Raw genomic sequence first — 23334 nt, 5'->3', positions numbered from 1 at the left:
CGGACTACGTACGCATGCGGGTGATGCGGACCACACCGGTCAGGGTACGCAGCTTCTTGATCACACGCGCCAGGTGCACGCGGTCGTGCACGCTGACCACCAGTTGGACCACGCTGATACGGCCGTCGCGTTCGTCCATGCTGATCTTCTCGATGTTGCCGTCGGCGGCGTTGACACTGCTGGCCAGCAGGGCAATCAGGCCGCGCTGGTGCTCCAGTTCGACACGCAACTCGACATTGAATTCACCGGTGATGTCCTTGGCCCAGGAAAGCTGTACGCACTTCTCCGGGTTGTGGCGGATTTCACTGATGTTGCGGCAGTTTTCCAGGTGCACGACCATGCCCTTGCCGGCTGACAGGTGGCCGACGATCGGGTCGCCCGGGATCGGCGTACAGCACTTGGCGTAGCTCAGCACCAGGCCTTCGGTACCGCGGATCGCCAGCGGGCCTTCCGGTGCCGGCAACTGCTCGCCCTCGGCCGACAGCAGGCGGCGCGCGACCACGTAGGCCATGCGGTTGCCCAGGCCGATGTCTTCGAGCAGGTCTTCGATCAGCTCCAGGCGGTACTCGGCGAGAATCGCCTGGATACGCTCCTGGGGGATCATTTCCAGGCTGCTGTCGAAGCCGGTGAGCACCTTGTTCAGCAGGCGTTCGCCCAGGCTGATGGACTCGGAGCGGCGCTGTTGCTTGAGCGCGTGGCGGATGTGCGTGCGCGCCTTGCCGGTAACCACGAAGTTGAGCCAGGCCGGGTTCGGCCGTGCGCCCGGGGCGCTGACGATTTCCACCGTCGAGCCGCTTTGCAGCGGTTCGGACAGCGGCGCCAGGCGGCGGTTGATGCGGCAGGCGATGCAGCTGTTGCCGACGTCGGTGTGCACCGCGTAGGCGAAGTCGACCGCCGTGGAGCCTTTGGGCAGCTCCATGATGCGGCCTTTGGGCGTGAACACGTAGACCTCGTCCGGGAACAGGTCGATCTTCACGCTTTCAATGAATTCCAGCGAGTTGCCGGCACGTTGCTGCAGCTCGAGGATGCCCTTGACCCACTGGCGGGCGCGGGCGTGGCTGCCCTTGGGCTGCTCGTCGTCGTTGGATTTGTACAGCCAGTGCGCGGCGATGCCGTTGTTGGCCATCTCTTCCATCTCGCGGGTGCGGATCTGGATTTCGATGGGCACGCCGTGCATGCCGAACAGCGTGGTGTGCAACGACTGGTAGCCGTTGGCCTTGGGGATCGCGATGTAATCCTTGAAGCGACCGGGCAGCGGCTTGTACAGGTTGTGCACCGCACCGAGTACGCGGTAGCAGGTGTCGACCTTGTCGACGACGATGCGGAAGGCGTATACGTCCATGATCTCGTTGAAGGCGCGGCGCTTGCCGCGCATCTTCTTGTAGATGCCATAGAGGTGTTTCTGCCGGCCGCTGACCTCGCCCTCGATGCCGTCGGCGGCCAGGCAGTTGGCCAGCGAATGCTCGATCTTGGCGACGATCTCCTTGCGGTTGCCGCGAGCGCTTTTCACCGCACGGTGGATCAGCGACGAACGCATCGGGTGCATGGCCTTGAAGCCGAGGTCCTCGAACTCCACGCGCACGGTGTGCATGCCCAGGCGGTTGGCGATGGGGGCGTAGATCTCGAGGGTTTCCTTGGCGATGCGCCGGCGTTTTTCGCCGGACAGCACTTCCAGGGTGCGCATGTTGTGCAGGCGGTCGGCCAGCTTGACCAGGATCACGCGGATATCGCGGGCCATGGCCATGGCCATCTTCTGGAAGTTTTCGGCCTGCGCCTCGGCTTTGGTCTCGAAGTTCATCTGGGTCAGCTTGCTGACCCCATCGACCAGTTCGGCCACGGTCTCGCCAAACTGCTGGCTGAGGGCTTCCTTGGCGATGCCGGTATCTTCGATCACGTCGTGCAGCATGGCCGCCATCAGGCTCTGATGGTCCATGTGCATGTCGGCGAGGATGCTGGCCACGGCCAGCGGGTGGGTCACGTAGGGCTCGCCACTGCGGCGGCGCTGCCCATCGTGGGCCTGTTCGGCGTAGAAATAGGCGCGCCGGACCAGATTGACCTGTTCGGGGCCAAGATAGGTCGACAGCCGTTCGGCCAAGGCTTCTATACCCGGCATGGGTTCACCTCCTGCCGAGGAAGGGGGCCTTGCGCCGTGCGACGTCGACCTGGCATCAATCAGACAGCCTCGTTGTTCTCGTCCTCGAACGCGGCGAACACCGGATCCTCGGTGACGATCTCTTCAGCGGCGATGAACTCGTTGGTGACGATGCCTTCGGCGATTTCACGCAGGGCAACAACGGTCGGCTTGTCGTTTTCCCACGCAACGCGTGGCTCTTTGCCGCCGGTCGCCAGCTGGCGAGCGCGCTTGGTCGAGAGCATGACCAGCTCAAAGCGGTTATCCACGTGTTCCAGGCAGTCTTCAACAGTTACGCGGGCCATGGTCTTCCTCAGTAGCAATTGCGGTGGGCGTGCAGCCCAATAATGGGCAGGCGGACTCGATAGTTTAAAAAATCACCAGCCAATAGGGAAGCGCTGTTTTGTCGGGTGGTTACCTTCAAGCCCTGTGTTGCCTTCTTCGCGGCTGAAGCCGCTCCCACAGGGACCGCATTGTCCTCAGGTTCATCACCGCACCCTGTGGGAGCGGCTTCAGCCGCGAAAGGGCCGGAACAGACACCCTATCGCTTGAACCTGACGATAACCTCAGAGCATCGCATCACGCAACCGCGGGGTCAGCTCCTCGAACAGGGTCTGCACCGAGCGCAACGCCCGGCAGTCCGGCCGGGTCAGCAGCCACAGCTGTGTGTCGCAACCCGGCAGCGGCCCGCTCAGCGCATCCACCCCGGGCAGCGCGTGCACCATGTAGTCCGGCAACGCTGCCACGCCGAGCCCGGCCGTGACCAGCTGGGCGATGGTCGACATGCCGCTGCACTGGTAGCGCGGGCTCAAGCCCGGGTGCTGCTGGTTGCGCCAGACCACCGTGGGGTGGTCCTGCATCGAGTCGTCGGGGGCGATCCACGGCACGCTGGCAGGTGACTCGGCCAGGCGCTCGCGCCACTGCGGCTGGCCGCAGACCACGTAGGAGGTGGACCCCAGGTTGCGGCCCACCAGGTGCTCCGGCGGCGTGTTGGTCAGGCGCAGGGCAATGTCGGCATCGCGCCGGCTGAGGTTGGCGAAGGTGTTGGAGGTACCCATCTCCAGCGACAAGGCCGGGTAGTTGGGCATGAACTCGGCCAGCGCCGGCAGCAGCAGGCTGTGCATCACCGCCTCGGTACAGGTCAGGCGCACGGTGCCGCTGACCACCTGCTCGCCACTGGTCATGGCGATGCGCGCCGCCTCCAGCGCCTGCTCGGCGCGTTCGGCCTGCTCGGCCAGGGCCTGGGCGGTGTCAGTCGGCAGGTAGCCTTTGCGGCTCTTGACGAACAAGGCTGTGCCCAGCGCCGACTCCAGCCGGCGGATCGAGCGGAACACCGTCGAAACATCGACCTTGAGCAACTCGGCAGCCTTGGCCAGCGAGCGGCCACGTTCCAGGGCCAGGACCAGGGAGAGGTCGGCATGGGTAATCTGATATTGCATTGGTGCACGCTCTGCTTGCCGAATTGCCAATGTCTGTTGCGTTTTGGCCATTTTATAGTGAAACGGCCCCCGGGAATCAATGCGCCCGGTCGGGTAACCAATCCCCACGATGGGAAAGTGAAAAGAACAACAGCTGCAACCATCGTCGCCCGTGAGGCGCCAGCCGTATCCCCCACATCGCCGCAGCAAATCAAAGGATGTACAGCCATGACGTCGGTAACCCCGTGCGCCAGTTCTTCCAGCGAGATGAATGACTTCCTCCAGGCCCATCCGGACACGCAGTACGTCGACCTGCTGATCTCCGACATGAACGGCGTGGTACGTGGCAAGCGCATCGAGCGGGCCAGCCTGCACAAGGTGTACGAGAAGGGCATCAACCTGCCGGCATCGCTGTTCGCCCTGGACATCAACGGGTCCACCGTCGAGAGTACCGGCCTTGGCCTGGACATCGGCGATGCCGACCGCATCTGCTTCCCGATCCCCGGCACGCTGTCGGACGAGCCGTGGCAGAAACGCCCCACCGCCCAGCTGCTGATGACCATGCACGAACTGGATGGCCAGCCGTTCTTCGCCGACCCGCGCGAAGTACTGCGCCAAGTGGTGAGCAAGTTCGATGACCTGGGCCTGGATATCTGCGCCGCGTTCGAGCTGGAGTTCTACCTGATCGACCAGGACAACCTCAACGGTCGCCCGCAGCCGCCGCGCTCGCCGATTTCCGGCAAGCGCCCGCAGTCGACCCAGGTGTACCTGATCGACGACCTCGATGAATATGCCGACTGCCTGCAGGACATGCTCGAAGCGGCCAAGGAGCAAGGCCTGCCCGCCGACGCCATCGTCAAGGAAAGCGCCCCGGCACAGTTCGAGGTCAACCTGCACCATGTGGCCGACCCGCTGAAGGCCTGCGACTACGCGATCCTGCTCAAGCGCCTGATCAAGAACGTTGCCTACGACCATGAAATGGACACCACCTTCATGGCCAAGCCCTACCCGGGCCAGGCAGGCAATGGCCTGCACGTGCACATTTCGTTGCTGGACAAGAAAACCGGCAAGAACATCTTCGCCAGCGACGACCCGCTGCAAAGCGACGCGCTGCGCCACGCCATCGGTGGTGTGCTGGAGACCATGCCGGCGTCGATGGCCTTCCTCTGCCCGAACATCAACTCCTACCGCCGCTTCGGCGCGCAGTTCTACGTGCCCAATGCGCCAAGCTGGGGCCTGGACAACCGTACCGTGGCGGTGCGCGTGCCCACCGACAGCAGCGACAACGTGCGCCTCGAGCACCGCGTGGCCGGTGCCGACGCCAACCCCTACCTGATGCTCGCGGCGATCCTCGCCGGTGTTCACCACGGCCTGACCAACCAGGTCGAGCCGCAGGCACCGATCGAAGGCAACTCCTACGAACAGCTGGAGCAGAGCCTGCCGAACAACCTGCGCGATGCCCTGCGCGCGCTGGACGACAGCGAAGTCCTCAACCAATACATCAGCCCGGACTACATCGATATCTTCGTGGCCTGCAAGGAAAGCGAACTGGCCGAGTTCGAAGTGTCGATTTCCGACCTCGAGTACAACTGGTACCTGCACACGGTGTAAGCCCATGAGCGCAAATGCGGTCCCCTTGATCGGTGTCAGCGCCTGCCGCCAGCAGGTGGGGAAGAACTCGTCGCATACGGTAGGCGACAAGTATGTCGAGGCGGCCGGCTTTGCCGGCTTGCCATTGATCTTGCCGGCCCGTGACGGGGGCAGCGACACGCAGGCGCTGCTGGCCCGTCTGCACGGCATTGTTTTTACCGGCTCACCTTCAAATATCGAACCGCATCATTACAATGGCGCCCCCAGCGCGGCGGGTACCCGGCACGATCTGGCACGCGATCGCCTGACCCTGCCGTTGTTGCAGGCGGCCATTGCCGCCGGTGTGCCGGTGTTCTGTATCTGCCGTGGCTACCAGGAATTGAACGTGGCCCTGGGCGGCAGCCTGCACCAGCGCGTGCAGGAACTGCCCGGCTACCTTGACCACCGTGAACCTGAGGACGCACCCCTGGAGGTGCAATACGGCCCTCGTCACCTTGTCGGCATCGAGCCTGGCGGGTTGTTCGAGCGCCTGGGCCTGGCGGCGCAGTTCGAGGTCAACTCGCTGCACAGCCAGGGCATCGACCGACTGGCCCCGGGCCTGCGCGTCGAGGCACGGGCCCCGGATGGCCTGATCGAAGCAGTGTCCATGCCTGCGGCGCCGGGTTTTGTGCTCGGCGTGCAGTGGCACCCGGAGTGGCGATTTACCGAAAACCCGGTCTCGCGGCGCCTGTTCCAGGCGTTTCGTGAGGCCTGCATTGCTTACGCTACACGGGAGGGCGCACGGCAGGAGGCATTCTGATGTCACCCGAAGGTCTCGGATGACTTGTTCCCGGCAGCAAGCTTTCAATGAGTGAAAGCGGGCCTTGTACGCAAGGCCTGTGAAAACAATTCCAAAATTTACGGCAAATACTCATGAGCAATTACACAGAAGCCGGCCGCCCACCCGACGTGGCGGCCGACGCGGGCAACACCCAGCGCAGCAAGGGCCTGGCCACCGGCCGGCTGGGCTTGCTGGCCAGCGTGGTGCTGGGCATTTCCACCATCGCCCCGGTCTACACCCTAACCGGTGCCCTTGGCCCGACCGTGCGTGAAGTGGGCGCGCACCTGCCGGCGGTGTTCATCGTCGGCTTCCTGCCGATGCTGCTGGTGGCCTTGGGTTACCGCGAACTGAACTCGGCGGAGCCGGACAGCGGTACTTCGTTTACCTGGTCGGCGCGTGCCTTCGGCCCGATGATCGGCTGGATCGGTGGCTGGGGCCTGGTGGTCGCCACCACCATCGTGTTGTCGAACCTGGCAGGGGTGGCGGTCGACTTCTTCTACCTGTTCCTTGGCCAGATCACCGGCAAGCATGAACTGGCGGCCTTGGCCGACAACCTGCTCATCAACATAACCACCTGTTGCGTGTTCATCGCCCTGGCGGTGTGGATCTGCTGCCGCGGAATGACCACCACCATGACCGTGCAATACGGCTTGGTGGCCCTGCAGTTGCTGGTGCTGATCGGCTTTGCCTTTGCCGCTTTCGGCGAAACCACCGCGCCGCCACCGCTGGAATTCGATTTCGCCTGGTTCAACCCGTTCGGCGTCGAATCGTTCTCGGCCTTTGCCGCCGGGCTGTCGCTGTCGATCTTCATCTTCTGGGGCTGGGACGTGTGCCTGACTGTCAGCGAGGAATCGGTCGGCAGTGACGAAGTGCCGGGCAAGGCGGCCACCTGGACCGTGCTGCTGATCCTCGGCCTGTACCTGTTCACCGCGATTGCCACCCTGCAGTTTGCCGGTATCAGCGAACAAGGCCTGGGCCTCAACAACCCGCGCATCCAGGAAAACGTCTTCGCCCACCTGGCCGGTCCGGTCATGGGGCCGCTGGCGATCCTGATGTCCATCGCGGTGCTGGCCAGCACCGCGGCGTCGCTGCAGTCGACCTTCGTGTCGCCGGCGCGCACCCTGTTGGCCATGGGTTACTACGGTGCGGTGCCGCAGAAGTTCGCCAGCGTCTGCCCTCGTTCGCAGACCCCGCGTTACGCCACCATCTGCGCTGGTGTGGCCGCGGGCCTGTTCTACGTGACCATGCGCACCCTGAGCGAGAACGTGTTGGCAGATACCATCACTGCACTGGGCATGATGATCTGCTTCTACTATTCGCTGACGGCGTTCGCCTGTGTCTGGTACTTCCGCCACAGCCTGTTCGACAGCCTGCGCCACTTCCTGATGCGCGGCCTGTGCCCGCTGGTGGGTGGGGTGATCTTGTCGGTGATCTTCGTGCGTACCGCCATCGACAGCGCCTCGCCGGACTTCGGCAGTGGCTCGCATGTGGGCGGGCTGGGGCTGGTGTTCGTGATCGCCGCGATCATTTCGGTGCTGGGGATCGTGCTGATGATGCTGTCGCGCCTGCGCGCGCCGGCGTACTTCCTGGGGGCTACCCTGCGTCAGCAGGCTACCTTGCCACTGCAGGAATAAGGCTGGGGGCGCTTCGCGCCCCTTTCGCGACACAAGGCCGCTCCTACAACAGCACGGCGTACGCCTTCCGATGTAGGAGCGGCCTTGTGTCGCGAAAGGGCCTCGAAGAGGCCTCGGCAATCTTCAGCCGATCATTTGCTTCAGCAATGCCGCATGACGCTGTTGCTGCTTCTTCAGCACCAGGCGGTTCGAGCGGAACACGGCCTTCAAGTCTTCCAGCGCCACGTCGAAGTCATCGTTGATGATCACGTAGTCATACTCGTCGTAGTGCACCATCTCGCTGACCGCTTCTTTCATGCGCCCGGCGATGATCTCTTCGCTGTCCTGCCCGCGGCCATCCAGGCGCTCGCGCAGGGCCTGCTGGCTTGGCGGCAGGATGAACACCGACAAAGCCTCGGGCATCAGCTTGCGTACCTGCTGGGCGCCTTGCCAGTCGATTTCCAGGATCAGGTCATTGCCCTGGTCGAGTACCTCTTGCAGCGCACTGCGCGAGGTCCCGTAGAAATTGCCGAACACTTCGGCGTGCTCGAGGAAGTCACCCTTGGCGATCAGCCCCTTGAAGTCGTCATGGCTGACGAAGTGGTAGTTCACGCCGTGCTGCTCGCCCGGGCGCATGGCGCGGGTGGTGTGCGAGACCGAGACGCTTACGCGCTTGTCGGCCTTGATCAGGGCTGTGACCAGGCTGGTCTTGCCGGCGCCCGAAGGGGCCGAAACGATGTAGAGGGTGCCGCTGCTGTGGTTCATGGTCGGGGTGGCCTTACTCGATGTTCTGTACTTGTTCACGCATCTGTTCGATCAATACCTTCAGGTTGACCGCCGCTTGCGTGCTGCGTGGGTCGAAGGCCTTGGAGCCGAGGGTGTTGGCCTCGCGGTTGAGTTCCTGCATCAGGAAGTCCAGGCGCCGGCCGGCGGCGCCGCCACCCTTGAGCACCCGGCGCACTTCGGTGACGTGGGTGGTGAGGCGGTCGAGTTCCTCGGCCACGTCGCTCTTCTGGGCCAGCAGCACCATCTCCTGCTCCAGGCGTTGCGGGTCGAGTTCGGCCTGCATGTCGCCGAAGCGGTCGAGGATCTTCTGCCGCTGAGCTGCCAGCATCTGCGGCACCAGGGCGCGCAGGGTGGTGACTTCGCTGGCCATGTTGTCCAGGCGTTCGTTGATCAGCCGGGCCAGTTCCTGGCCTTCACGCTGGCGTCCGGCCTTGAGCTCGGCCAGTGCTTCATCGAACAGCGCCATGGCTTCGGTATTCAGTGCCTGCGGGTCGCTGGCGTCGGCCACCAGCACGCCTGGCCACGACAGCACCTCCAGCGGGTTCAGTGGTGCCGGCTGCTTGATCAGGCCGGCCACTTCCTCGGCGGCGGCAACCAGCTGCGCGGCGCGCTCGCGGTCCACCTTCAGCGGTTTGCCGTTGCTGTCTTCGTTGAGGCGCAAGGTGCATTCCACCTTGCCCCGCGACAGGCCCTGGCGCAGGCCTTCGCGCACGGCGCCTTCGAGGTCGCGCAGGGCCTCGGGCAGGCGCAGGTGCGGCTCCAGGTAACGGTGGTTGACCGAACGCAGCTCCCAGACCAGGGTGCCTTGGCTGCCGGCGCGCTCGACACGAGCAAAAGCGGTCATGCTGTGCACCATGGGGAGTACCTCGCGTATATGAATGAACGGTGGGAGCCTCTCGGCTGCAAGGCGCAGGATTGTAGCGCAGTGGGGCCTTGGCGCCCAATCCACCCATGTTACCGACGGGTGGCCTGGCCGGCAGGAAAAGGCGACGGGCTGTGTCGGGCGCGACAATAGGCATGTCTTCCCCGGGCCGTGGGCTCTATAATGCTCGGCAGATTCAAAGTCCCAGTACAGGTATCCCAGATGAAACGTCCAAGTGGTCGCGCCGCCGATCAGCTCCGCTCGATCCGCATCACCCGCAACTACACCAAGCACGCCGAAGGGTCGGTACTGGTCGAGTTCGGTGACACCAAGGTCATCTGCACGGTCAGCGTGGAAAACGGTGTGCCGCGCTTCCTCAAAGGCCAGGGCCAAGGCTGGCTGACCGCCGAATACGGCATGCTGCCGCGTTCCACCGGCGAGCGTAACCAGCGCGAAGCCAGCCGTGGCAAGCAGGGTGGCCGCACCCTGGAAATCCAGCGCCTGATCGGCCGTTCGCTGCGCGCCGCGCTGGACATGAGCAAGCTCGGTGACATTACCCTGTACGTCGACTGCGACGTGATCCAGGCCGATGGTGGCACCCGTACCGCATCCATCACCGGTGCCATGGTCGCCCTGTGCGACGCCCTGGCGGTGATCAAGAAGCGCGGTGGCCTGAAGGCCGGCAACCCGCTCAAGCACATGATCGCCGCAGTGTCGGTGGGCATGTACCAGGGCGAAGCGGTGCTCGACCTGGACTACCTGGAAGACTCCGCCGCCGAAACCGACCTGAACGTGGTCATGACCAGCGCCGGTGGTTTCATCGAAGTGCAGGGTACTGCCGAAGGTGCGCCGTTCCAGCCTGAAGACTTCAACGCCATGCTCGCCCTGGCACAGAAGGGCATGAGCGAGATCTTCGAACTGCAGCAGGCGGCACTGGCCGACTGAACCCAGCCAGGGAGGTGAGGGGCATGAGCGAATCGAACCTGTCGATCACCCCGCCCAATGCCGAAATCCGGCAGTGGGCGATGTTCTGCCACCTCTCCGCGCTGCTGGGCCTGGTGGTGCCGCTCGGGCACTTGCTGGGCCCGCTGGTGCTGTGGCACCTCAAGCGCGAGCAAGACCCTTTCATCGACGCCCAGGGCAAAGAGGCGCTGAATTTTCAGATCAGCGTGACCATTGCCGGATTCATCTGCTTCCTGCTGATGTTCGTGTTCATCGGGCTGGTGCTGTTCGCCATGCTGATGGTCGCGGTGATGATCCTGATCATCATTGCGGCTGTGCGGGCGAATGAGGGCAAGCCGTATCGCTACCCGATGATCTGGCGGCCGATCAAATAAGGCTGGGGCTGCTTTGCAGCCCTATCGCGACACAAGGCCGCTCCTACAAGGGATATGCATTCCCCTGTAGGAGCGGCCTTGTGTCGCGATAGGGCCGCAAAGCGGCCCCATGCCTTCAGATGGTCAACGTCCAGTCATAGTCGACAATCAGCGGCGCATGCTGGGAGAAGCGCGGTTGACGCGGCAGGCGGGCGTTGCGCACGAAGCGGCGCAGGCCCGGGGTGAGGATCTGGTAGTCGAACCGGTAGCCCAGGTTGAGCATCTCGGCCTGCTCGTTGTCCGGCCACCAGCTGTACTGGTCGCCCTCACGGCTGACTTCGCGCAGGGCATCGACGTAACCCATCTCGCCAGTGATCGCGTCCATCCAGGCACGCTCCGGCGCCAGGAAGCCCGGCGACTGCTGGCTGTCACGCCAGTTCTTGATGTCGAGCTTCTGCTGCGCCACGTAGAACGAGCCGCAGTAGATGTATTCGCGACGCTTGCGACGCTGTTTGTCCAGGTACTTGGCGAAGTCGTCCATCAACTTGAACTTCTGGTTCAAGTCTTCGTCGCCGTTCATACCCGAAGGCAGCAGCAGGCTGGCAATACTGACTTTGTCGAAATCTGCTTGCAGGTAACGCCCGTAGCGGTCGGCTGTCTCGAAGCCCAGGCCGGTGATGACTGCCTTGGGCTGCATGCGCGAATACAGGGCCACACCACCTTGGGCAGGCACCTCCGCGTCGCAGGCATAAAGGAAATAGCCATCGAGCTGGAAAGCTGGGTCATCGAGTTCAAAGGCCGAGGCGCGGGTATCCTGAAGGCAGATGACGTCGGCATTCTGGGCTTGCAGCCAGCTGAGCAAACCACGCTCGGCCGCAGCCTGAATGCCATTTACGTTCACACTGATGATCCGCATAAATGGCCCCAAAAATCTCGTGCGTGTATGATACCCGAGCTCAACCCATTTAGCTAAATCCGTGGTGTCCGGGACTATCCATGCAGCCGTATCAGCGCGACTTCATCCGTTTTGCCATCGATCGCGGGGTACTGCGTTTCGGTGAATTCACCCTGAAATCGGGGCGTACCAGCCCGTATTTCTTCAATGCCGGCCTGTTCAACACCGGTTCCGCCCTGGCCGAACTGGGCCGTTGCTATGCTGCAGCCATCGTCGACAGCAAGATCCCGTTCGATGTGCTGTTCGGCCCGGCCTACAAGGGTATCCCGCTGGCAGCGACTACTGCCGTGGCCCTTGCCGATCAGCATCAGCTCGACGTGCCATGGTGCTTCAACCGCAAGGAAGCCAAGGACCACGGTGAAGGTGGCAGCCTGGTCGGTGCCCCGCTGGCCGGTGATGTGCTGATCATCGACGACGTGATCACCGCCGGTACCGCCATTCGTGAGGTCATGCAGATCATCAATGCCCAGCACGCCAAGGCCGCTGGCGTGCTGATCGCGCTGAACCGCGAAGAGCGCGGCAATGGCGAGCTGTCGGCGATCCAGGAAGTGGAGCGTGACTTCGGTATCCCTGTGGTCAGCATCGTTTCGCTGACCCAGGTGCTGGAGTTCCTGGCCGATGACCCACAGCTGAAGCAGCATCTGCCAGCTGTCGAGGCTTACCGGGCGCAGTACGGTATCTGATCCGGGCCCGGAAATGAAAAAGGCGACCTTCTTGTGAAGGTCGCCTTTTTTTGTGTCGCCTGTTCTGGCCTCTTCGCGGGCATGCCCGCTCCCACAGGTACAGCACCGCCTTTGAGGGCTGTGGAGATTCTGTGGGAGCTGGCTTGCCGGCGATAGGGCCAGTGCAGGCTAACCAACCAATCAGCGCTGCTTGCGGTTGGTAATCAGGGTACCCACGCCGCTGTCGGTGAAGATCTCCAGCAGCACCGCATTCGGCACGCGGCCATCGATGATGTGCGAGCTGTTGACACCGCCCTGCACCGCATCCAGCGCGCACTTGATCTTCGGCAGCATGCCGCCGTAGATGGTGCCGTCGGCGATCAGTTCGTTGACCTGCTCGGTGGTCAGGCCGGTCAGTACTTCGCCCTGCTTGTCCATCAGGCCGGCGATGTTGGTCAGCAGCATCAGCTTCTCGGCCTTCAGTGCTTCGGCTACCTTGCCTGCCACCAGGTCGGCGTTGATGTTGTACGACTCACCATTGGCACCCACGCCGATCGGCGCGATCACCGGGATGAAGTCGCCCTTCACCAGCATGTTCAGCAGGTCGGTGTTCACGCTTACCACTTCGCCAACGTGGCCGATGTCGATGATTTCCGGGGTGGTCATCTCGGGCGTCTGGCGGCTGACGGTCAGCTTGCGGGCGCGGATCAGCTCCGCGTCCTTGCCGGTCAGGCCGATTGCGCTGCCGCCGTGGCGGTTGATCAGGTTGACGATGTCCTTGTTGACCTGGCCACCCAGCACCATCTCCACCACGTCCATGGTCGCCGAGTCGGTGACGCGCATGCCGTCGATGAAGTGGCTTTCGATCGACAGGCGCTTGAGCAGGTCGCCGATCTGCGGGCCACCACCGTGGACCACCACCGGGTTGATGCCCACAGCCTTCATCAGCACGATGTCACGGGCGAAGCCGGTCTTGAGCTCCTCGCTCTCCATCGCGTTGCCGCCGTACTTGATCACCAGGGTCTTGCCGACAAAGCGGCGGATGTAAGGCAGTGCTTCGGACAAAACCTCGGCTACATGGGAAGCGGCATCGCGATCGAGGGTCATGCAGGGCTCCTGTAAGGAACAGATAGTCGGTCAGAACGGCAGTTGCAGCTCAGGCTCAACCCGCAGCAACTGGGTACGGAAAACATCCTTGATACGTTGCAATTCGGCGTCGCTGTCGGCCTCGAAGCGCAGCACCAGCACCGGGGTAGTGTTGGAGGCGCGAACCAGGCCCCAGCCGTGGGCGTAATCCACCCGCACACCGTCGATGGTGGTCAGGTTGGCTTCGCCCCAGTCGGCGTCGCGTTGCAGTGCATCAATGATGCTGAATTTACCCTCGTCGGTCACATCAATATTGATTTCCGGCGTGGAAATATCGTTCGGGAACGCGGCGAACAGGTTTTCGGCGCTCTGCCCGGCCTTGCTGAGGATCTCCAGCAGGCGCGCGGCGCTGTAGATGCCGTCGTCGAAACCGTACCAGCGTTCCTTGATGAAGATGTGACCGCTCATCTCGCCGGCCAGCAGCGAGCCGGTCTGCTTCATCTTCTTCTTGATCAGCGAGTGACCGGTCTTCCACATCAGAGCGCGGCCGCCGTGCTGCTCGATCAGCGGGGTCAGGCGACGGGTGCATTTGACGTCGAAGATGATCTCGGCGCCCGGGTTGCGCGATAGCACGTCCTGGGCAAACAGCATCAGCAGGCGGTCTGGGTAGACGATGCTGCCAGTGTTGGTCACCACGCCGACGCGGTCGCCGTCACCGTCGAAGGCCAGGCCGATGTCGGCGCCGGTTTCCTTGACCTTGGCGATCAGGTCTTCGAGGTTTTCCGGCTTGCCCGGGTCCGGGTGGTGGTTGGGGAAGTTGCCGTCGACCTCGCAGAACAGCGGGATCACTTCGCAGCCAAGGGCTTCGATCAGTTGCGGCGCGACCACGCCGGCGGCACCGTTGCCGCAGTCCACGACCACCTTGAGCTTCCTGGCCAGCTTCACGTCTTCGACGATCTGCTGGAAGTAGCGGTCAAGGATCTCGACCTTTTCCACGCGGCCTTCGGCGCGGGTCAGGTCGTTGGTTTTCAGGCGCGTCAGCAGGGCCTGGATCTGTTCGTTGGCCAGGGTGTCGCCAGCGATGACGATCTTGAAGCCGTTGTAGTCCGACGGGTTGTGGCTGCCGGTCAGCATCACACCGGACTTGCCGGCCAGCACGTTGGCTGCGTAGTACAGCGCCGGGGTGGGTACCAGGCCGACGTCACTGACCTGGCAGCCGGCATCGACCAGGCCCTTGATCAGCTGTTCGACCAGCATCGGGCCGGACAGGCGGCCATCGCGGCCGACCGAAACCTGCGGTTCGCCCTGGGCCAGGCTCTGCGCGCCGATGGCGCGGCCGATCCAGTAGGCGGTTTCGGCGTGAAGGGTCTTGCCGACCACGCCGCGAATGTCATACGCGCGGAAAATGCTGTCTGGCAGTGCGGCGGGTACCAGGTGGGCCATGTCGTTCATCTCTGGAAGCTCCATTAGTCAAAGGCTTTCTGGGCAGGCGCAAACTGAACGCTTGGACGGTGGTTTCGCCAGAGAGTTCGCCATCCTTGGCCTGAACGGTCATTTCTCGGCTCAGTGGCTGCCGGAATGGCCGAAGCCGCCAGCACCGCGCTGGCTTTCATCGAACGCTTCGACGATGTCGAAATGGGCCTGTACCACCGGTACCAGCACCAGCTGGGCAATGCGCTCGCCAACGGCGATGGTGAACGGGGTGTTGCCGCGGTTCCAGCACGACACCATCAACTCGCCCTGGTAGTCCGAGTCGATCAGCCCGACCAGGTTGCCCAGCACGATGCCGTGCTTATGGCCCAGGCCCGAGCGCGGCAGGATCACCGCCGCCAGGCCCGGGTCGCCGATGTAGATCGACAGGCCGGTGGGGATCAGCAGGGTCTGGCCTGGCTCGAGGACGGTGTCTTCCTTGAGCAGGGCGCGCAGGTCCAGGCCGGCGGAGCCGGGGGTGGCGTACTGCGGCAGGGGGAATTCGGTGCCCAGGCGTGGGTCGAGGATCTTGGCTTGAAGAGCGTGCATGTAACTTATTGAACCTGATTGAGCCGTTCGGCGATGAAGGCGACCAGTTGCCGGGCAATCTTGCCCTTGCTGGTCTGCGCGAAGAGGGTCTGGTGCTGCTGGCGGTCGATCACGGTCAAGGCGTTTTCCTCGCTGTTGAAGCCGATGCTGGGGTTGGCCACATCATTGGCGACGATCAGGTCGAGGTTCTTGTCCTTGAGCTTGCGCGTGGCGTAATCGAGCAAGTGTTCGGTCTCGGCGGCGAAACCGACGCTGAACGGGCGGTCGGCGCGGCCAGCGATGGTGGCAAGGATATCGGGATTGCGCACCATCTGCAGCAGCATGCCGTCGCCCGTCGTAGGATCTTTCTTCAATTTTTGCGTGGCAACGACTTCCGGGCGGTAGTCCGCAACCGCCGCAGAGGCGATGAACAGGTCGCACGGCATGGCCGCTTCACAGGCCGCGAGCATGTCCCGCGCGCTGACCACGTCGATACGGCTGACCCGGTCGGGGGTCGGCAGGTGCACCGGGCCAGTGACGAGGGTCACCCGAGCCCCGGCTTCGGCGGCCGCTTCAGCCAGGGCGAAGCCCATCTTGCCGGAGCTATGATTGGTGATGTAGCGCACCGGGTCGATGTTTTCCTGGGTCGGGCCGGCGGTGATCAGCACGTGCTTGCCGGTCAGTGCCTGGCGCTTGAAGCTTTCCGCGGCACACCAGGCCAGGTCGGTGGCTTCGAGCATGCGGCCCAGGCCGACATCGCCACAGGCCTGGCTGCCGGACGCCGGGCCGAACACCTGGATGCCACGGCTCTTGAGCAGTTCGAGGTTGGCCTGGGTGGCCGGGTCGCGCCACATGGCCTGGTTCATGGCCGGGGCCACGGCAACGGTGGCATCGGTAGCCAGCACCAGGGTGGTCAGCAGGTCGTCGGCCATGCCTTGGGCCATGCGCGCCATGAGGTCGGCGGTGGCCGGGGCGATCAGCACCAGGTCAGCCCACTTGGCCAGTTCGATGTGGCCCATGGCCGCTTCGGCGGCAGGGTCGAGCAGATCCATGTGCACCGGGTGGCCTGACAGCGCCTGCAGGGTCAGCGGGGTGATGAACTCTGCACCACCACGGGTCATGACGACGCGCACCTGCGCGCCGTGCTCCAGGAGTCGGCGAATCAGTTCGGCGCTTTTGTAGGCGGCAATGCCGCCACCCACGCCGAGAACGATGCGCTTGCGATACAGCCGCTGCATAGGCTTGCCTTTTTCCAGTGAGAGCGGGCGACGACGTTTGAAAATGCCTGCGGCAGAACGTCGCATGTACGAGGCGAAATAGATTAACACAGGGCCGAAATGGGCCGCAGCAAGGGCAGAGGGACGGGATGAATATCAGGGAGTGGCCGGCTGAAGAGCGGCCGAGGGAGAAGTTGTTGCAGCGTGGGGCTGGAAGCCTGACGGACGCGGAATTGCTGGCTGTATTTCTCGGCTCAGGTGTGCGTGGGCGCAATGTCGTGGAGCTGGCGCGAGGTCTGCTCGTGAAGTTCGGGGGTTTGCGCCAGTTGCTGGAGGCCGACCGTGAGGCTTTCGTCGGCGAGCTTGGGTTGGGCCCGGTGAGGTACAGCCAGCTGCAGGCGCTGCTGGAGATCGGGCGCAGGCACCTTGCAACTTCGATTGAGCGTGAATCCGCGATGGACAGCCCGGCAACGGTGAGGCGCTATTTGAAAGCGATGCTGCGACATGAAGTCAGCGAAGTGTTCGGGTGCCTTTTTCTCGATACCAAGCACAGGCCGTTGGCGTTTGAGATCCTCTTCCGAGGCACGATAGATCGGGCCAGCGTCTACCCGCGGGAAGTGGTGCGGCGGGCATTGCTGCATAACGCAGCGGCCTTGATCCTGTGCCACAACCACCCCTCGGGCAACAGTGAGCCCAGCCAGGACGATGTGCACTTGACCCTGTCGTTGAAGCGGGGGCTGGCGTTGATCGATGTGCGGGTGCTGGATCACATCATCATCGGTGACGGGGAGCCACTGTCGATGGTCGAGCATGGGTGGATTGTGGCTTAGGCACTTTTGCTGCCTGTCCCGGCCCTTTCGCGGGTAAACCCGCTCCCACAGGGAAAGTGCCATGTTGAAAGTTGGCGCGGTCCCTGTGGGAGCGGGTTTACCCGCGAAGAGGCCGGTGCAGGCTTACTTGTTCACAGACACCTTGCTGAAATCCAACCGCCCGAACGGGCTCACCTGGTACCCCTCGACCCCTTGGCGCAGCAAGGTCGCCGCCGTCGGGTGCGCCAGCGGCACCCACAGCGCCTGCTGCTGGATCAGCGTCTGTGCCTGCTGATAAAGCCGGCTGCGCACACTCTGGTCGTTGGTGGTGCGCCCGGCGCTGATCAACTGGTCCAGGCGGCTGTCGCAGAAGCGTGCGAAGTTGGTCCCCGACTGCACCGCCGCGCAGGAAAACTGCGGGCTGAGGAAGTTATCCGGATCGCCGTTGTCACCCGCCCAACCCATGAACAGCAGGTCATGCTCGCCCGCCTTGGCGCGACGGATCAGCTCGCCCCACTCGATCACGCGGATCTCGGCCTTGATGCCGATCTTGGCCAGGTCGGCCTGCAGCATCTGCGCACCGAGGCTGGGGTTGGGGTTGAGCAGGCTGCCCGACGGGCGGGTCCAGATCGTGGTGCTGAAGCCCTCGGCCAGGCCGGCCTTGGTCAGCAGGGCCTTGGCTTTCTTCAGGTCCAGCGGGTAGCCGGGCAGGTCTTTGGCGTAGCTCCAGGTGTTGGGCGGGTAGGGGCCGTTGGCGGCCACCGCGGAGTCTTCGAATACGGCCTTGAGGTAGGCCTGTTTGTCGAAGGCCAGGTTGATGGCCTGGCGCACTTCCGGCTTGTCCAGCGGTGGGTGCTGGCTGTTGATGGCGACGAAGGCGGTCATGAACGCCGGGGTGGTGGCCACCTTGAGGTTGCCGTCCTTGCCGGCTTCGGCAATGTCCAGCGGCTTGGGCGACAACGCGACCTGGCACTCGCCGCGCTTGAGCTTCTGCAGGCGCACGTTGGCATCGGTGGTGATGGCGAAGATCAACGGGTCGACCGCTGGCTTGCCGGCGAAGTAGTCGGGGTTGGCGCGATAGCGCACCACGGCGTCCTTCTGGAAGCGCTGGAAGATGAACGGCCCGGTGCCGACCGGCTGGCTGTTTAGCTTCTCCGGCGTACCGGCCTTGAGCAGTTTGTCGGCGTACTCGGCGGAGTAGATCGAGGCGAAGCCCATGCTCAGGGTGGCCAGGAAGGTGGCGTCCGGGTGGCTGAGGGTGAAGCGCACGGCGTTCGGTGCCGGCGCCTCGATTGCCTTGATCAGGCTGCCCAGTTGCAGCGACTGGGCATGCGGGTAGCCGCCCGGTGCAGTCTTGTGCCAGGCATGGGCGGGGTAGAGCATGCGCTGGAAGCTGAACAGCACGTCGTCGGCGTTCAGTGCGCGGCTTGGCTTGAAGTAGGCGGTGGTGTGGAATTTCACGTCATCGCGCAGGGTGAAGTCGTAGATCAGGCCGTCGGCCGATACCGTCCAGCTGGCCGCCAGGCTCGGCACCACCTTGCCTTGCGCCGCGTCGAACTCCACCAGGCGGTTCATCAGCACATCGGCCGTGGCGTTGGTGGTGGTCAGCGAGTTGTACTGCACCACGTCGAAGCCTTCGGGGCTGGCCTCGCTGCAGACGCTCAGCGGGTCGGCCTGGGCAACGCCGGCGGCGAACAGGGCGCCTGCGGCGAACAAGGAGTTGAACAATAAGGAAAGGGCGGCAGCACGCATAGTGGCTCCTTGGCTGTCAGTGGCCCATCTGCCAGTGCAGTCTGGAAAAGGCCTACCCTAGTGTGCCCGTCGGGAAATGACCACACCCTTTTTTACAAAATTGGCGACGGGCGGTCGACGGCTGGCGGGGCCTGCCGCTATGCTGGCCCGGCGCGTTCCGGCTCGTGACAATGTGCATCTAATGTTGTTGCGGCCAAGTCTTTCTGGTATAAAGCAGCGCTCTTTTCTAGGGGCTCGGCCTGTCGCATAAGCGGATCCGGTCGATAAGACCTCCAGAATCACGGCGCCTAGGCGCCAAAGACTGAGAGATTAAGCGGCCAACCCATGCCGGGTTGGGCATGTGGTTTTAGAGGGCTGAGTCATGTCGAGAGTCTGTCAAGTTACTGGTAAGGGTCCAGTAACCGGGAACAACATTTCCCACGCAAACAACAAAACCCGTCGTCGTTTCCTGCCGAACCTGCAGCACCACCGTTTCTGGGTTGAATCCGAGAAGCGTTTCGTGCGTCTGCGCGTATCTGCCAAAGGCATGCGCGTTATTGACAAGCGTGGTATCGACGTAGTGCTGGCCGAGCTGCGCGCTCGCGGCGAAAAGTTCTAAGGAGAACGTCATGCGTGAATTGATCCGTCTGGTTTCGAGTGCTGGCACTGGCCACTTCTACACCACCGACAAGAACAAGCGCACCACTCCGGACAAAATCGAGATCAAGAAATACGATCCGGTTGTTCGCAAGCACGTGGTGTACAAGGAAGCCAAGATCAAGTAATTGATCGGCGACCTGAAAAAAACCCGCATCCGAAAGGAGGCGGGTTTTTTTATGCCTGTGCTGGCCTCTTCGCGGGTAAACCCGCTCCCACAGGTACATCACAAGCCTTTAGGGCGGTGAAATCCTTGTGGGAGCGGGTTCACCCGCGAAGAGGCCGGCACAGCCTCAAATCATTTCTGCTCGAACATCACATAGATCTTGCGGCAAGGCTCCAGCACCTCCCAGGTGCCCTTGAAGCCGGCCGGGATGACAAACCGATCACCGGCACGCAGGGTCTTGGCTCCGCCATCCTGGTCACGCAGCACCGAAACGCCCTGGACGATCTCGCAGTACTCATGCTCGGTGTAGTTCACCGTCCACTGCCCCACCTCGCCTTCCCACACGCCCGCGGCAAACTGCCCGCACGGGCTGGAATAATGGTTGTAGACAGCCTGGTCTGGCTCGCCCTTGAGGATTTTTTCCGCCGCCGGGCGGTAGCGTTCGGCCTCGGTAATGACCTGCGCGAAGTCGATGATGCTGTCGATGCTCATGGTTCGGCTCCTGTTGTTGTTTAATAAAATGCACATGAGTAGGCTTTTGAGCCATTCGTGTCAAATATATTGATAGTTTACACGGGCTGGTTTAGGGTGTCGGTAGCTAAAATGCCCTCGACGCTTGGGCAGAATTCTGACAACGCCTGTGAGTCCTCAGTGCGGCGTTGCACCTATACAAGAGGAGGAGTTTCGTATGACCACCCTGACTCGTGCGGACTGGGAACAACGTGCCCAGCAACTGAAGATCGAAGGCCGTGCCTTCATCAACGGCGAATACACCGATGCCGCATCCGGTGAAACCTTCGAGTGCCTGAGCCCGGTCGACGGACGCTTCCTGGCCAAGGTTGCCAGCTGCGACCTGGCCGATGCCAACCGCGCTGTGGAAAACGCCCGTGCCACCTTCAACTCCGGCGTGTGGTCGCAGCTGGCCCCGGCCAAGCGCAAGGCCAAGCTGATCCGCTTCGCCGACCTGCTGCGCAAGAACGTCGAAGAGCTGGCGCTGCTGGAAACCCTGGACATGGGCAAGCCGATCGGCGACTCCTCCAGCATTGACGTACCTGGCGCGGCCAATGCCATCCACTGGACTGCCGAAGCCATCGACAAGGTCTACGACGAAGTCGCCCCGACCCCGCATGACCAGCTCGGCCTGGTCACCCGCGAAGCGGTGGGTGTGGTCGGTGCCATCGTACCGTGGAACTTCCCGCTGCTGATGGCCTGCTGGAAGCTCGGCCCGGCCCTGGCCACCGGTAACTCGGTAGTGCTCAAGCCGTCCGAAAAATCGCCGCTGACTGCCATTCGTATTGCCCAGTTGGCCATCGAAGCCGGTATCCCGGCTGGCGTGCTGAACGTGCTGCCAGGCTACGGCCACACCGTGGGCAAGGCCCTGGCCCTGCACATGGACGTCGACACCTTGGTATTCACCGGTTCGACCAAGATCGCCAAGCAACTGATGGTTTACGCGGGCGAATCGAACATGAAGCGCATCTGGCTGGAAGCCGGCGGCAAGAGCCCCAACATCGTCTTCGCTGACGCTCCGGACCTGCAAGCTGCCGCCGAAGCTGCCGCCAGCGCCATCGCCTTCAACCAGGGCGAAGTGTGCACCGCCGGCTCGCGCCTGCTGGTCGAGCGTTCGATCAAGGACAAGTTCCTGCCGATGGTGGTCGAGGCCCTGAAAGGCTGGAAGCCAGGCAACCCGCTGGACCCACAGACCACTGTCGGTGCCCTGGTCGACACCCAGCAGATGAACACCGTGCTGTCGTACATCGAGGCTGGCCACAAGGACGGCGCCAAGCTGCTGGCCGGCGGCAAGCGCACCCTGGAAGAAACCGGTGGCACCTATGTCGAGCCGACCATCTTCGACGGCGTGACCAACGCCATGAAGATCGCCCAGGAAGAAATCTTCGGCCCGGTGTTGTCGGTGATCGCCTTCGATACCGCCGAAGAAGCCGTCGCCATTGCCAACGACACGCCGTATGGCCTGGCCGCTGGCATCTGGACCTCGGACATCTCCAAGGCTCACAAGACCGCCCGTGCCGTGCGCGCTGGCAGCGTCTGGGTCAACCAGTACGACGGCGGCGACATGACCGCGCCGTTCGGTGGCTTCAAGCAGTCGGGCAACGGCCGTGACAAGTCGCTGCATGCGCTGGAGAAGTACACCGAGCTGAAGGCGACCTGGATCAAGTTGTAATCCCGGGGGCCGCCTAGCGGCCCATTCGCGGGTAAACCCGCTCCCACAGGTACTGCACCGCTCTCAAGGGCGGTGGTGTACCTGTGGGAGCGGGTTTACCCGCGAATGGGCCATGGAAAATTCTTGGCCTGGGAGGCTGCAATGCGTTGGGGTACCTACTTCGCCGTACTGGCATCGGTGCTAAGCGTCGGGCTGGCACTCGGCGTGAGCATGCCGCTGGTATCCCTGCGCCTGGAGGCCTGGGGCTACGGCAGCTTCGCCATCGGCGTGATGGCCGCGATGCCGGCGCTGGGCGTGCTGGTAGGTGCCAGCCTGGCCAGCCGCCTGGCCGGCTGGGTCGGCGTGCCATCGGCCATGCGCCTGTGCCTGTGGGGCGGGGCGCTGTCGATCGGCCTGGTCGCACTGCTGCCCAGCTACCCGCTGTGGCTGCTGTTGCGATTGCTGATCGGTATGTCGCTGACCGTGGTGTTCATACTCGGCGAAAGCTGGATCAACCAGCTGGTGATCGAGCAATGGCGCGGCCGCCTGGTGGCGCTGTATGGCAGCAGCTATGCCCTCAGCCAGCTGGCCGGGCCGCTGGTGCTGGGCTTTCTCGGCTCGGATGACGACTTCGGCTTCTGGGCCGCTACCGGCCTGCTGCTGGTGGCACCGCTGATTCTCCTGGGCCGTGGCGGGGCACCCAGCACAGAGGCCTGCAGCGTCACCTTCGGCGACCTGTTCGCCTTCTGCCGGCGCTTGCCGGTGATCGCCTGGGCCATTGCCCTGTTTGCCTCGTTCGAGGCAATGATCCTTACCTTGCTGCCGGTGTATTGCCTGCAGCAAGGCTTTACCACTGAAATCGCCCTGTTCATGGTCAGTACCGTGGTGGTGGGCGATGCGGTGCTGCAACTGCCCATCGGTGCGCTGGCCGACCATATGTCGCGGCGCGCTCTGTTTACCGGCTGTGCGGTGACCCTGCTGGTATCCAGCCTGGCGATTCCGTTGCTGCTGCATACGCCGGCGATCTGGCCGCTGTGGGTGCTGTTCGGGGCTAGTGCGGGGGGCTTGTTCACCTTGTCGCTGGTGCTGATTGGTGAGCGCTACCGGGATGATGCGCTGGTGCGGGCCAACGCCCATGTGGCGCAGCTGTGGGGTATTGGCTGCCTGCTAGGGCCGCTGCTGGCCGGGGCAGGCAGCCAGTGGATCAGCGGGCATGCGTTGCCGTTGCTGATGGCGGCGGGGGCTGCGGGTTTGGTGGTGTTGACCCGGCGGCGCGGGGCGTTTGAGCCTGCCTCTGCCTGATGGATTCTGGGGCCGCTTTGCGGCCCATCGCGACACAAGGCCGCTCCTACAGGA

The 23334-nt window shown here is 63.3% G+C and carries 22 protein-coding genes and 1 pseudogene; 11 read left to right on the top strand and 12 right to left on the bottom strand.

Annotation, left to right across the window (positions count from 1 at the left end; translation table 11 throughout):
* Nucleotides 1-4: 4 nt before the first annotated feature.
* From spoT to ABNP31_RS25670, 3 genes are all read right to left on the bottom strand, one after another.
* On the bottom strand, nt 5-2113 hold the full coding sequence (spoT, locus tag ABNP31_RS25680) for a bifunctional GTP diphosphokinase/guanosine-3',5'-bis pyrophosphate 3'-pyrophosphohydrolase (RefSeq protein WP_013974799.1): 2109 nt from the start codon (nt 2111-2113) through the stop codon (nt 5-7).
* 59 nt (nt 2114-2172) lie between these two features.
* Entirely contained in the window at nt 2173-2436 is a 264-nt protein-coding gene (gene rpoZ, locus ABNP31_RS25675; protein ID WP_003253383.1) for a DNA-directed RNA polymerase subunit omega, read from the bottom strand.
* Nucleotides 2437-2697: 261 nt separating this feature from the next.
* A complete protein-coding gene (locus tag ABNP31_RS25670; RefSeq protein ID WP_013974798.1) occupies nt 2698-3570 on the bottom strand; it encodes a LysR family transcriptional regulator in 873 nt (290 codons plus the stop codon).
* Between the two features lie 207 nt (nt 3571-3777).
* Here ABNP31_RS25670 and ABNP31_RS25665 point away from each other — a divergent pair, with 207 nt between their 5' ends.
* The 3 genes from ABNP31_RS25665 to ABNP31_RS25655 all read left to right on the top strand — a co-directional run bounded on the left by ABNP31_RS25665 (nt 3778) and on the right by ABNP31_RS25655 (nt 7593).
* The gene (locus ABNP31_RS25665; RefSeq protein WP_015272334.1) at nt 3778-5160 is read left to right on the top strand and encodes a glutamine synthetase family protein; all 1383 of its coding nucleotides are present in this window, start codon (nt 3778-3780) and stop codon (nt 5158-5160) included.
* Between the two features lie 4 nt (nt 5161-5164).
* The gene (locus ABNP31_RS25660) at nt 5165-5938 is read left to right on the top strand and encodes a gamma-glutamyl-gamma-aminobutyrate hydrolase family protein (RefSeq protein ID WP_085664267.1); all 774 of its coding nucleotides are present in this window, start codon (nt 5165-5167) and stop codon (nt 5936-5938) included.
* Nucleotides 5939-6051: 113 nt separating this feature from the next.
* Nucleotides 6052-7593 (top strand): APC family permease, encoded by a 1542-nt coding sequence (locus ABNP31_RS25655; RefSeq protein ID WP_013974795.1) that lies wholly within the window; start codon nt 6052-6054, stop codon nt 7591-7593.
* A gap of 123 nt (nt 7594-7716) precedes the next feature.
* Here ABNP31_RS25655 and gmk read toward each other — a convergent pair whose 3' ends face one another.
* Complete coding sequence (gene gmk / locus ABNP31_RS25650; RefSeq protein ID WP_075046762.1) at nt 7717-8337, bottom strand: guanylate kinase; 621 nt, start codon at nt 8335-8337, stop codon at nt 7717-7719.
* A gap of 13 nt (nt 8338-8350) precedes the next feature.
* On the bottom strand, nt 8351-9214 hold the full coding sequence (locus tag ABNP31_RS25645; RefSeq protein WP_085664268.1) for a YicC/YloC family endoribonuclease: 864 nt from the start codon (nt 9212-9214) through the stop codon (nt 8351-8353).
* Nucleotides 9215-9442: 228 nt separating this feature from the next.
* Between ABNP31_RS25645 and rph the strand changes: the two genes are divergently transcribed.
* Both rph and ABNP31_RS25635 read left to right on the top strand, forming a co-directional pair.
* Nucleotides 9443-10165, top strand: coding sequence for a ribonuclease PH (gene rph / locus ABNP31_RS25640; protein WP_013974792.1), 723 nt, complete (start codon nt 9443-9445; stop codon nt 10163-10165).
* A gap of 23 nt (nt 10166-10188) precedes the next feature.
* Nucleotides 10189-10557 carry a DUF4870 domain-containing protein gene (locus ABNP31_RS25635; RefSeq protein WP_003258195.1) on the top strand — a complete coding sequence of 123 codons (369 nt, stop codon included), beginning with the start codon at nt 10189-10191 and terminating at the stop codon, nt 10555-10557.
* 115 nt (nt 10558-10672) lie between these two features.
* On the opposite strand, the gene ABNP31_RS25630 is transcribed toward ABNP31_RS25635, so the two are convergent.
* Nucleotides 10673-11452 carry an exodeoxyribonuclease III gene (locus tag ABNP31_RS25630; protein ID WP_003253401.1) on the bottom strand — a complete coding sequence of 260 codons (780 nt, stop codon included), beginning with the start codon at nt 11450-11452 and terminating at the stop codon, nt 10673-10675.
* An 80-nt stretch (nt 11453-11532) separates the two neighbouring features.
* Between ABNP31_RS25630 and pyrE the strand changes: the two genes are divergently transcribed.
* Nucleotides 11533-12174, top strand: coding sequence for an orotate phosphoribosyltransferase (gene pyrE / locus ABNP31_RS25625; protein WP_085664270.1), 642 nt, complete (start codon nt 11533-11535; stop codon nt 12172-12174).
* A gap of 180 nt (nt 12175-12354) precedes the next feature.
* On the opposite strand, the gene argB is transcribed toward pyrE, so the two are convergent.
* From argB to coaBC, 4 genes and pseudogenes are all read right to left on the bottom strand, one after another.
* Nucleotides 12355-13260 (bottom strand): acetylglutamate kinase, encoded by a 906-nt coding sequence (gene argB, locus ABNP31_RS25620; RefSeq protein WP_003258198.1) that lies wholly within the window; start codon nt 13258-13260, stop codon nt 12355-12357.
* A gap of 30 nt (nt 13261-13290) precedes the next feature.
* A pseudogene (locus tag ABNP31_RS25615) lies at nt 13291-14658 on the bottom strand (phosphomannomutase/phosphoglucomutase); the annotation flags it as partial.
* Nucleotides 14659-14802: 144 nt separating this feature from the next.
* Nucleotides 14803-15258, bottom strand: a complete 456-nt coding sequence (dut, locus tag ABNP31_RS25610; RefSeq protein ID WP_015272329.1) for a dUTP diphosphatase — start codon at nt 15256-15258, stop codon at nt 14803-14805.
* A 5-nt stretch (nt 15259-15263) separates the two neighbouring features.
* Nucleotides 15264-16475 (bottom strand): bifunctional phosphopantothenoylcysteine decarboxylase/phosphopantothenate--cysteine ligase CoaBC, encoded by a 1212-nt coding sequence (coaBC, locus tag ABNP31_RS25605; RefSeq protein WP_003253409.1) that lies wholly within the window; start codon nt 16473-16475, stop codon nt 15264-15266.
* Between the two features lie 128 nt (nt 16476-16603).
* On the opposite strand from coaBC, the gene radC reads away from it, so the two are divergent.
* On the top strand, nt 16604-17284 hold the full coding sequence (gene radC / locus ABNP31_RS25600; RefSeq protein WP_039612333.1) for a RadC family protein: 681 nt from the start codon (nt 16604-16606) through the stop codon (nt 17282-17284).
* Nucleotides 17285-17407: 123 nt separating this feature from the next.
* Here radC and ABNP31_RS25595 read toward each other — a convergent pair whose 3' ends face one another.
* Nucleotides 17408-19015 carry an ABC transporter substrate-binding protein gene (locus ABNP31_RS25595; protein ID WP_085664272.1) on the bottom strand — a complete coding sequence of 536 codons (1608 nt, stop codon included), beginning with the start codon at nt 19013-19015 and terminating at the stop codon, nt 17408-17410.
* 361 nt (nt 19016-19376) lie between these two features.
* Here ABNP31_RS25595 and rpmB point away from each other — a divergent pair, with 361 nt between their 5' ends.
* Together rpmB and rpmG are read left to right on the top strand one after the other, a co-directional pair.
* A complete protein-coding gene (rpmB, locus tag ABNP31_RS25590; protein ID WP_003258972.1) occupies nt 19377-19613 on the top strand; it encodes a 50S ribosomal protein L28 in 237 nt (78 codons plus the stop codon).
* A 10-nt stretch (nt 19614-19623) separates the two neighbouring features.
* Complete coding sequence (rpmG, locus tag ABNP31_RS25585; RefSeq protein ID WP_003253507.1) at nt 19624-19779, top strand: 50S ribosomal protein L33; 156 nt, start codon at nt 19624-19626, stop codon at nt 19777-19779.
* Nucleotides 19780-19949: 170 nt separating this feature from the next.
* Here the strand turns inward: rpmG and ABNP31_RS25580 are convergent, their stop codons facing one another.
* On the bottom strand, nt 19950-20309 hold the full coding sequence (locus ABNP31_RS25580; RefSeq protein ID WP_003258971.1) for a cupin domain-containing protein: 360 nt from the start codon (nt 20307-20309) through the stop codon (nt 19950-19952).
* A gap of 196 nt (nt 20310-20505) precedes the next feature.
* Between ABNP31_RS25580 and ABNP31_RS25575 the strand changes: the two genes are divergently transcribed.
* On the top strand, nt 20506-21999 hold the full coding sequence (locus ABNP31_RS25575) for an aldehyde dehydrogenase (protein WP_013974786.1): 1494 nt from the start codon (nt 20506-20508) through the stop codon (nt 21997-21999).
* 141 nt (nt 22000-22140) lie between these two features.
* Nucleotides 22141-23280, top strand: a complete 1140-nt coding sequence (locus ABNP31_RS25570; RefSeq protein WP_085588798.1) for an MFS transporter — start codon at nt 22141-22143, stop codon at nt 23278-23280.
* Nucleotides 23281-23334: the final 54 nt, after the last annotated feature.

Source organism: Pseudomonas asiatica (assembly GCF_040214835.1).
Classification (GTDB): Bacteria; Pseudomonadota; Gammaproteobacteria; order Pseudomonadales; family Pseudomonadaceae; genus Aquipseudomonas; species Aquipseudomonas putida_Z.
This window is presented reverse-complemented; position numbering and strand designations above follow the sequence as displayed.